At 43.6% G+C, this 10126-nt stretch carries 9 protein-coding genes; 1 reads left to right on the top strand and 8 read right to left on the bottom strand.

Annotated features, from left to right (window positions below; genetic code table 11):
• Positions 1–14: 14 nt before the first annotated feature.
• The 7 genes from rfaE2 to F3H20_RS13605 all read right to left on the bottom strand — a co-directional run bounded on the left by rfaE2 (position 15) and on the right by F3H20_RS13605 (position 7799).
• The gene (gene rfaE2 / locus F3H20_RS13575; protein ID WP_149735446.1) at positions 15–479 is read right to left on the bottom strand and encodes a D-glycero-beta-D-manno-heptose 1-phosphate adenylyltransferase; all 465 of its coding nucleotides are present in this window, start codon (positions 477–479) and stop codon (positions 15–17) included.
• 27 nt (positions 480–506) lie between these two features.
• On the bottom strand, positions 507–1454 hold the full coding sequence (locus F3H20_RS13580; RefSeq protein WP_149735461.1) for a bifunctional heptose 7-phosphate kinase/heptose 1-phosphate adenyltransferase: 948 nt from the start codon (positions 1452–1454) through the stop codon (positions 507–509).
• Positions 1455–1517: 63 nt separating this feature from the next.
• A complete protein-coding gene (locus F3H20_RS13585) occupies positions 1518–2939 on the bottom strand; it encodes an LPS-assembly protein LptD (protein ID WP_149735447.1) in 1422 nt (473 codons plus the stop codon).
• Positions 2940–3268: 329 nt separating this feature from the next.
• Positions 3269–4192 (bottom strand): hypothetical protein, encoded by a 924-nt coding sequence (locus F3H20_RS13590; RefSeq protein ID WP_149735448.1) that lies wholly within the window; start codon positions 4190–4192, stop codon positions 3269–3271.
• Between the two features lie 103 nt (positions 4193–4295).
• Positions 4296–4733 carry a hypothetical protein gene (locus F3H20_RS13595; protein WP_149735449.1) on the bottom strand — a complete coding sequence of 146 codons (438 nt, stop codon included), beginning with the start codon at positions 4731–4733 and terminating at the stop codon, positions 4296–4298.
• A gap of 713 nt (positions 4734–5446) precedes the next feature.
• A complete protein-coding gene (locus tag F3H20_RS13600) occupies positions 5447–6754 on the bottom strand; it encodes an S-layer homology domain-containing protein (protein ID WP_149735450.1) in 1308 nt (435 codons plus the stop codon).
• A 631-nt stretch (positions 6755–7385) separates the two neighbouring features.
• On the bottom strand, positions 7386–7799 hold the full coding sequence (locus tag F3H20_RS13605; RefSeq protein WP_149735451.1) for a RuvC family protein: 414 nt from the start codon (positions 7797–7799) through the stop codon (positions 7386–7388).
• A gap of 540 nt (positions 7800–8339) precedes the next feature.
• On the opposite strand from F3H20_RS13605, the gene F3H20_RS13610 reads away from it, so the two are divergent.
• Entirely contained in the window at positions 8340–9788 is a 1449-nt protein-coding gene (locus F3H20_RS13610) for an ArnT family glycosyltransferase (protein WP_149735452.1), read from the top strand.
• A gap of 174 nt (positions 9789–9962) precedes the next feature.
• Here the strand turns inward: F3H20_RS13610 and F3H20_RS13615 are convergent.
• On the bottom strand, positions 9963–10126 hold a 164-nt coding region (locus F3H20_RS13615; protein WP_149735453.1), incomplete at its 5' end, for a transposase.

Genomic DNA, 10126 nt, shown 5'->3' on the forward strand with positions numbered 1-10126 from the left:
CACCTCAACAGCAATTATTCTTTGATCTTGTTTATAATCCGTGTAGAGGATTTCCCCTCTACCATAGGCAGAAGAACCGTTTTCCCTCCGTAGGTTTCAACCACTTGCGCTTCCGGCAGATCCTTGGCCGCATAATCACCGCCCTTGGCATACACATCAGGCCGAATTGCGACAATCACCTCGTTTGCCGTAGGTTCGCCAAAAAGCACAACATAATCCACCGATTTTAAAGCCAACAACACTTCTGCGCGATCATCCTCCCTATTGATTGGGCGGGTTGGTCCTTTGATCAGCCGGACCGACGCATCGGTATTTAAGCCCACAATAAGGCAGTCTCCTAGTTCACGAGCCGCCGCTAAGTAACGGACATGACCTACGTGCAATATATCAAAACAGCCGTTGGTAAAGACAACTTTTTTACCAGCGGCTTTTAACTTGTCAGACAACAAGGCAATTTGCTCGCGTGGAACAGCACTCATGGGTAAATCCTCCCTATCCCTGCTCACTCATTCCTGATGATTTCCTATAGCTTCTTTTAATTCCACCGGATCAACAGTAGCCGTTCCCAGTTTTCGTACTACAATTCCGGCTGCAAAATTGGACAGCCTGGCAGCATCATAATATATCGCACCAGCAGCTAGAGCCAGCGTCATAGCTGCCACCACCGTATCACCGGCACCGGTTACATCATAAACCTCACTCTTATTGGTTACTGGGATATCACTAATCCTACCGTTCTTTTCAAACAGGGTCATGCCATCAGGACCGCGACTGATTAATACCGCTTCCGCATCCAGATGCTCTAAGATGATTTTTCCGGCTTGACGTAAAGATGCAGTATTTATGGTCTTTAACCCTACGGCAGCAGCGGCTTCCGATTCGTTTTGTTTAACTACAGTAACTCCTTTATAGGACATTACATCATAGCGGGAATCTACCATACAGGGAATACCCGCTTCTTTACAATAGTCAATAACATTCTCCCGGATATGGGATGATACAGTATGACTGCCATAGTCACTAAGTACTACGGCAGCCATATTTTTAAGATTGTCTTTAACATACTGTACTACTTTTTCTTCCGTTTCTTCCGAAAAAGGCGCCTTACTTTCCCGGTCAATGCGGACAATCTGTTGGCGGACAGTCGCCTGTCCCCCAGCCATAATACGAGTCTTGGTAATCGTGGGACGGCCAACTTCATTGATCAATCCCTCAATATGAATGCCCTTAGCGCTCAGTTCCTGACGCAGTTGACTTCCGGCATAATCATCGCCGACAACTCCGACGGCAAATACTTCACCGCCTAAAGCAGCCACATTGTAGGTTGCATTAGCTGCGCCGCCAGGTACGACTACTTCCGCCGCGTGTTCCAGAATCAAAACCGGCGCTTCGCGGGAAATTCGCGCTATTTTCCCCTCCAGATATACATCGGCAACCATATCACCGATGACCATGATTTTCTTATTTTTTAGCTTTGGCAAGATTTCAAGTAAAGTTTGCACTCGTAACGTCTCCCTCTAAAAATGGGCCATAGTAATGCCAAGTTTAATTTGATCCCGTTTTGCTCGGTAGGTGAGGCTGGCATCCCAACAGTGCAGATTATGGGTCCAGGTATAGTCAATATCCTGCACCCGGTCTCCGTCTATTTCATAGGTGTAATTTATTGCAACAGCATTTAACCGGTCGAACTTATAGCTAAAACCGGTATTCAACTCCTGCTCAGAATTCGGTTGATTATAGCTAAAAGTAGTGTCATAGTCATGATCATAGGAATATCCCAGCCAAGTAGAAAAACGGTCCGAAACCCTTTTATTCAGCCTTGCATCAAAGCGAACAGGAGTCCAAGTGGTGTCATTGTAGCTTTCCTTAATATAGCCAATGCCTGTCCCTAAATTTAGCGTAGTCGAGCGGCCAAGTTGAATTGGATCTCGGCTAAAATACACATGATAATCTTGCCGCCAACTGCTTTTGCCTGGATCTACCCATTTGCCATAAGAAGCACCAAAAGTATAGCTGAAAGGAGAATCGCCCAACCGCTTGCTATTTGTATTCAATTCTAGTTCCGGCTCCATCTTGATCCAGGAATCCTCATCATCCTTTAAATACCCCTGCACCAACTGCAGATTATAGCCCTTCTCCTCATCCCGTAATCCGTAGAAAGGCTTAAGCCCTTTTTGAGAATAGTACCGCAAGTCGACAAAAGCCGATAAATTATCGTTATTGCCAATAGGAGTCTCCAAATGTTGTTTTAGCGTAATTCCATCACTGTCATAACCGATAGTTGGAAAAGGATTATTATCCGTCTTACCCTTTTTTAACGATCCGCGATAAGTGGGCATAGAATATATGACGGTATTTTTTATCCAAAATTTCGCATTATGAACAATATAGTGATCCCCTGGCCAAATTTCAATCGACTCTCCGCTGATCCGGTAGTCAGGCACAATGGCCGGGCAGCGAGTCATCCAACCTTTATTAATAATACTCTTATCCGGCTGCAGTTCAATTTGATTCGCATGAACCCGTTCCTTCTCTATATTTCCGTTAACATCCGCCATAGTACCGGTATGCTTTTGATAGTTATATTGCAAGGCATTGCCTGTTAAGTCCATTCCCGGTTGCATGAGTACAGCCTTATCCTGAATCCATACCTCATATTGCTTGGCATTTCCTTGAACCAACTCAGCCAATATCTTACTATCTAGCTGAGTGACATTTACATTCCCTTGGGCAAAAAAATCGCCATTGGAATCGACGTATTTAAGCTGGTCGGCATCAATAACAATCGGAGCCTTTTGTTGGACCGTTTTTTTGTCGGAATCTGCGTCTTTAGCTTTATCGGCTTTAATAGGATTGTCCGCTGCCAAAGCCGGAAAAAAAGCAGCAGCGGCCAACAGAACCCCTGCGGTACAAGCTGCCAGTTGTTGTTGCTTCTTCATAAAAGTACTCCTGTCTAGCGTAATAATTGTATCGTCCTAGCCCTATTATAGTTTACTCCACCGCCTTCAATAATACAAGATCATCCCAAATTTTTGCAATTATCGACTCAACGGCATATAACTCTATCCAAATCGACTTAATATCCCCTGCCATGTGGGCTGTTATATTAGTCTAATAGGTATACTATTCTACAGATACCGCCTTTATCCTGCACAGTCTGCTGCGGGAAAATATACAAGAAAGCCGCAGACTATATAGCACGGCAAGCAAAGGCTTCTAATTCATTCCTTCGCATCGGCCAGCCATGGTCTGCGGCTTCTCACCAGATTTAATTCGTTACGCTTAACCCCTCTACCAACGTATCGGCCTGAGCTTGGATATACATAATCGCGCCGGGAGCAACAGTCATATCCTTACCCTTGACGAAAGCTCCACCGACTACCCCTATTGGCCCTAAAACAACCATGCCGGCCACTGTGGCACCGGCAGCTTTTGCCAGGGATTGAGTCTCTTCCTTCGCTTTATCTCCCACATAGGTGGTGATCGGAGAGCCATCCAGAGAAGCAATCGAATCAAAGGACATCTCCAGCACAGCATCCCGGCCAAAATTACGGGACCGCTCCACCTTGGTAACCTTGCCGCTGCCCATGGCACCCTTAGCCACTACCAGCACCCCTCCTGAATAGACATCCTCGGCGGCCTGGAATATAACGTCGTCACCCACCCGGCTAGAACGGGAGTCAAGAGAAGAAACCATTTGAATTTTAATCAGCAAATCCTTATTTACCGTAGTGTGCACCGCATTCACCTGGCCAGCCGGATAAGTCAGACTCAACAGTTTGGTAATCCGTTCGTCAATACCGCCTTTTTCTGAAGCCCCATAAATCGAATGTTCCAGATTATCTAAGCGCTGCAAGGCTGGTCCGTTATTGACGGTATGCGCAACACTCCATTCCGCCGCATTCAGACGCAGCAAGAGGGAAGACTCCGCGCCATTTCCACCTTTTACATAGGCGTATAACTTATCAATTTTCGTCAATAAGGCGTCCTGGCTGTCGGTATTGTAAATATCCGTCTCCAGTTTTTTTACCCGATCAACCAACGCCCCCGTTTGTTCTGTACCATAAATTACTTTCTCCACAGCAACCGTTTTATCAAGCGCATTGACCTCCTGCGAAGGATCGGCCGCTAGCGCCAGCGAAGACATAAGAAACAAAACCAGCACAATTGTTGACAATATTTTACGAAACATAACCTGCCTCCTTTGTTGTTCCCTTATACTCTATACTTTAATTCTCTTTTTCGAAAAAATATCCTGCCAATCGGCAGGATATTCGTAGTCTACTAATCGATTATTAAATTCTCACATCAATCATAGCTGAAACGCCGACGCCCTGCACTCGCGAGAAATTGACCGGATTCTTGCTGTCAATCGGAATCAGGGCTTTGACCCGGAACTGGCTGCCATTAAAATTTCCTTCAATCTGCACAACCGCCTGTACCCGATCTACCAGACTTTGCGGCCCCGTTACCTGTACGGCCCCCACATAGCCACCACTGCCAAAGGTTAGAATCGGCACAACCTTGGTGGCATAATCAGAGCCGGCACTGTGTTGCATGGTCAGAGTATTAATAAAGTTATTCAGCGGTCCGGCAAACTTATCAATCAGAATTGCAATGCCGCCAACCTTAAGAATATCCCCCAGACCAAACGCCTGTGCCGCCGGCACGGCTCCCACGGAAAGCAGACAAACAAGCAATAATCCTACGACAAACCGTTTTTGTTTTCTCACGCTAAAAACCTCCTTCGTTCTAAAACGTCCCTATGATCTACTGTACCACAAAATTGGGATTTGTAACGTTCAGCATTTACTTAATTGCATTTGGTTGAATCGGTTATTCAAATCATCAAATTTAGCATGTAACTTTAAAACATCTTCTTGGGCAGCCGACTTTTCAGTTAAGATATGTAAACCATGGCCAATCCTGTGGGTTGTTGCTTCCAATGCCTCGTTACTGTGCAGTATATCCTTGATATAATCGATATTCTTGGGTTGCTGGCTTTAACATTTCTTCCATAAATCTCACTTTATTATATATGATATTGCCTGCTTAGTCCAGAGAGTATAGAGAGGACTTCGTACAAAAGGAGAGCTTTCTTCTTTGCTAGCTTTTGGCTATTGCGCCACGTAATATTCCTGTTTTTCCAATCAGTTCAACGAACGGAGCAACCTCTACTGCTACTAACACTTTTCACCGTTTCCTACAAAAGTTCTCTCTGCATCCACCATATATCTATTTCCTCGCCCATGACAGAAAAAGAACGTTACCTTCATCTGAACCTATGATCGGATTGCCGTTTTTTTATGGTAAACTCATTTAGGAGCTTATCCGCGAGATAAAAGAGGAGATTCTCGCATAGTCTGACGTCCCCATGCGTCTCACTCTTAATCAGAAATGTAAAAAAGCCGCTGATTATAAATCAGCGGCTTTAAGTAAATTTTGATTAGAAGTACAATTCAACCTGAGCGCGGTATACTTTATCTTTTGTACCAGCGACTGCGTCAGTTCTCAAGTCATCATTAATGGCTTTGTTATTTAAGTAGAAGGCAGTGAATTTAGAGTTTTCGAACGGCACATAGTCAAAGCCAATGTGCATGCCTTTAGCATTATCATAGTAGTCATTAGTGGTGTTGATTTCTGCACCATAACCTACTTTATGATAGCCCGCAAAAATATCAAAGGATTTAGCTACCTTCGGATCAGCATTTTTGTAAGTTACTTGAGCAATATAAGCTTTATTCTCTACATTATCATAAACTGCTTTATCCGGATTACCCTTTGCGTATTGACCGTTCAAGGTGAAATTATCAGCAATTTTACTGTTGAAGCCAAGTTCGTAAATGCTGGTATTTTGCTTTTCACCTAACACAGTTTGATTTACGCGATGATAAGCGGCAGACAAATCAGTGGCAGCCGATGCTTTATAAGCAAATTCAACGCCGGCATAGTGCGAACCAGCACCAAAAGCTACAGCGTCAGGATCAGTAGCAGTAGGAGCAGGGACAATAGCACCGCTAAATAATATACCATCATCGCCAGCCAAATTACCATAGCGAACAGTGGTTTTCAGCTTGTCGCCGAAGCTTGCCTGCACACCATTCAAAGAGGTATCAGCCACTAGACCATAACCGACAAACAACGGAGCTTTACCGATATCAAGGGTAGTAGCGCCAACTTTGCCTTCAGCCCAGATCTTAGAAGTGCTGTGAGCATCCGAAGCCGGGGTTATTCCTGTACCATCAGTGCTGTGGGAAGATTCAATTTCCGCTCTGATTTTCCAGTCATCATTGATTTTGCCATTTACAAACAAATCAAGATAGGATTGACCATTTCCTTCTTTGCTCTTATCGCCCACTTTTTCGCTATCATAACGGAAGCGAACTTTACCATCAAACGTTACATTGTCCATTCTCTTTTCCAGGTTGGAAACGCGAACGCCTAAGTTGTCAAGCTCTTGAGAATATTCAGCGCTCAATTTTTGGATCAACGCTTTGTCTTCAGCATTGGCTTTTTCTTCTTTAGCCATTGCTTTAGCTACGATAGTAGCCATTTCATAACGGGTCATGGATTTGTCGCCTTTGAAGCTTCCGTCGCCATAGCCGTCAACGATACCGTCAGCAGCTAATTTGGAAACAGCGTCATAGGACCAATGTTTTGCAGGAACGTCAACAAACGGATTTGCGGCAAATGCAGTACCGGCGATGCCAAGGGTAAATGCAAGAGCCAAAGTTGCAGCAAGATTCTTTTTCATTCGTTTCTCTCCTTAGGTTTATTTTTTTGCGAGCTTCTCCCAAGGAAGGAATTTAGAACCGAGTTTCCATGTTTCCTCTATCCTTCATTCCTCTCTTAAAGATACTGCTCTATCTATCACAACTCCAAGGACTATGATTCAGTCCTCGTCGGTGAAAGATCACCATCACTACCTATAAGGTATGTAATTTTTGCCTATGTATTCATAATATTCTACTTAAGTTAAAACATTCCTGCTTATTTGTTAAATTTTTCTTAATTTTTTTTAAAACTGTGTAATGTAAATATTTAGCTGTGTAATAATATCCTTCGACTGTGTAAGAAATTCTCAACTGTTCACATTATATTCCATATCCTACTGCCTGTCAAGGAAATAAATACCACATAGTCTGAATATACTGATTTCAATCCTTCAAAGGAGCTTATGTGCTTTTTTTCCTATTTCATTTATCGTGTTAACAACTGCACACTCCCGTGGTCTATCCACTCTGAAATCATAATCATTTAATGGGCCTTTTCCCGCAATGCTTTGCTGTTGTCGATTTACCTATTGCTGTCAGGCGTGCTTCCTCCAACTCGCTTTGCGATAAAATTCCCAAGAATTATTTTGCGCGTTCAAAGTAGACAAGCCACTAGTTTCCTGCCGCAAAGTAACGCTCCGCCAGGATAACTGCCACATAATCATCCACCGGCACCGGCGGCACCTGCATGGTCAAAGGAATCAGGCGCTTTAGGCCACGCGGCGGATGTTCGCGCCAGTAGTACTGTCGCGCCAGTTCGGTGGAATGATGTTCATCGACACTGACAATTTCCAGTTTTTTATCTTCTATCAACAAATCCGCCAATGCTTCCTTGGCTTTACCGGAACTCGTCCGGTCGCCAAGTACCAGCGTAGTCAAACCATATTGCATAGCAAGGTGCCGGATTTTCTCTGTAAGCTGTTCAGTGGCAATCACGCCTTGCCAAAGCGCTCCATCAGCCTTGCTCATCACAGCCACACCACATTTTTCCCTCCCCGGGTCTACGGCAACTACAAAATCAGCCACTTTTATCGTCCTCCTCTCCAAATTAGTGTATTCGCGAAGAAAAAAGCTATGCCCTGCAAGGGGGGTGTTTTTCTTTCTGCCTTATCTTAAGAATCAAAATTTCGATACGAAAATTCCTATAATCATTTTCAAATCGTCATATCCTACTAACTCACTGGCAAAAGAACCTACAGACTGTTTCTTCCTGTAATATGCATCAAGAATATAGGCAATGGGATTATTAGACGTCAACAGAAAAAAGTCTTTTCAAAGAATAATTTAAAAAATTACCAAAAAAGGATGGCATATAGAATGTAATCCTGATACAATTTTTTCGATAAAGTCATATGAAAGATGCCCTATATAACAATCTGCGCTGATACAATCCCCACTAGCAGCCCTTTCAAAATCAAGGTATTATTAAACAGGCAAAGATCAGTCGATTAAAGCGTTTAGGGATAAAAGCTGCTTTAAGGCTATGCATTCTTATAAAAATCAACTGCACTCTGCATTTTTCCTGTATAGACATTAAATCAACGTTTTTACTTAGAGAGGAGAAGTATGACAACTACTACGAAAAAACATTTATTGATTATTTTAGTTTCAGGTATACTTTTATTTTTTCTTGGCAATTCCTCAATTGCAATTACGGATCCGGTTGAATCCAATTACGCATTGACCGCGTCAGAAATGTTTACGTCCGGTGATTATATGTCACCTCGAATTTACGGCAATTATTGGTATGATAAGCCGGTTTTCTTTTATTGGGAACTCATTGCTGCGTTTAAAGTCTTTGGCGTCAATGAATTTGCTGCACGCTTTTTTCCAGCTCTGGCCGGAGTTACGGGACTGGTTATGGTTTATGGTTTTGCCCGCAAGATCTACGATGCCAGGACAGGTCTTTTTTCAGCAATGATTCTGGGCACATCCTTTGAGTATTGGCTTATTGCAAAAATGGTCATTACCGATCTTAGCTTGTTTCTCTTTTTCAATGCCGTGCTCGTCTTTTTTTACCTTGCCTATACGAGTCAGAATAAGAAATATTACTATCTTTGTTATTTATTTGCCGGGCTGGCGGTACTTACGAAGGGACCAATAGGGATTTTACTGCCTGGCTTCATTGTAACGGTATTTATTCTCTGGCGTCGTGATTTTGCTGAGATCAAGCATATGAAATGGTTCGGCGGTATGGCAATTTTCCTGCTTGTAGGAGGCAGTTGGTACTACATCATGTATCAATTGCATGGGCAGATTTTTCTCGACACCTTCCTTGGTATTCACAATATGCTGAGGGCAACCGTATCGGAGCATCCACAATTTGATGTGTGGTATTACTATACCGCCATCTTCTTTTTGGGTTTCTTCCCCTGGTGCTTTAGCCTGCCTCTGGTTATCCGGAAATACTGGAAAAAGCGTCAATGGCCTGTCCTTGATCAGACAACGGTTTTTCTGCTGCTTTGGGCGTTTTTAGTCAATGGATTCTATCAGTGTATGGCAACAAAGTATACGACATACACGCTGCCGGCCTTAATGCCGAGTGCCATTTTAGCTGCACGCCTGCTTTACACTCAGGAACGACTGGTTAAGCATCTTGTGGCATTCAGTATTTGCTTTTATCTGGCTTTGACACTTTGGGTGGCTGTTCCGCTGTGTAATAGCTCTTATTCGGGACGAAGTATTGCCATTGCTTTGCAAGATCATGTACAAGACGGGGATATGGTTATCAATTATGGTGATTATAAGGCATCGGTTGTCTTCTACGGACATAAGACGGTTTATAATCTGAAGCATGCTAATGAGTTGGAAAAGGTTAAGCCTAAGGCTATGAGCTGGAGTAGTAAGAATGTGATGCCCTTTATTTCCTTCGAGGATCTTCCGGGCAACAAGAAGTTGTATATCATCGTGGATAAAAGCAAACGCAACGATTTTGCCAAAGCATTCAAGGCAAACGACTGGAAGCTTGTTGAAACGTTGCCCAAAGCAGTTATCTATTATCGACCAGCTCAATAGTTCCAGGGTAGGCAATCAAGCCAACAAAAAGAAGGCGTCCCCAAAAGGGACGCCTTCTCAGGCTGTTGAAGAACCCCATGGTTTGGGAAAGATCTAAGCCATGGGGGTTTCTATTAGACAAAACAAAAGGAAAACCATCACTAAGTAGACTCAAAAAGAAAAGATTGCCGATACCTACGCCAGTCTGGCGAGGTGATTGGCAATCTTTTTCATGTTTTGACAAGCAGCCGTTAGTAACGCCTGCTCTTGTACATGCTCTCTACCCCTAAACCGGCAATAGCGAAGTCCGTGCAGTTGCTTAGCGTCTGCAAAACTCCGCTCAATGGTTTGACTTCTCT

Source organism: Propionispora hippei DSM 15287 (assembly GCF_900141835.1).
Lineage (GTDB): Bacteria > Bacillota > Negativicutes > Propionisporales > Propionisporaceae > Propionispora > Propionispora hippei.

What these genes read in the sequence shown, in the direction of transcription:
- rfaE2 (WP_149735446.1), bottom strand. Translation starts at nt 479, where the DNA reads ATGAGTGCTGTTCCACGCGAGCAAATTGCCTTGTTGTCTGACAAGTTA.
- F3H20_RS13580 (WP_149735461.1), bottom strand. Translation starts at nt 1,454, where the DNA reads ATGGTCATCGGTGATATGGTTGCCGATGTATATCTGGAGGGGAAAATA.
- F3H20_RS13585 (WP_149735447.1), bottom strand. Translation starts at nt 2,939, where the DNA reads ATGAAGAAGCAACAACAACTGGCAGCTTGTACCGCAGGGGTTCTGTTG.
- F3H20_RS13590 (WP_149735448.1), bottom strand. Translation starts at nt 4,192, where the DNA reads ATGTTTCGTAAAATATTGTCAACAATTGTGCTGGTTTTGTTTCTTATG.
- F3H20_RS13600 (WP_149735450.1), bottom strand. Translation starts at nt 6,754, where the DNA reads ATGAAAAAGAATCTTGCTGCAACTTTGGCTCTTGCATTTACCCTTGGC.
- F3H20_RS13610 (WP_149735452.1), top strand. Translation starts at nt 8,340, where the DNA reads ATGACAACTACTACGAAAAAACATTTATTGATTATTTTAGTTTCAGGT.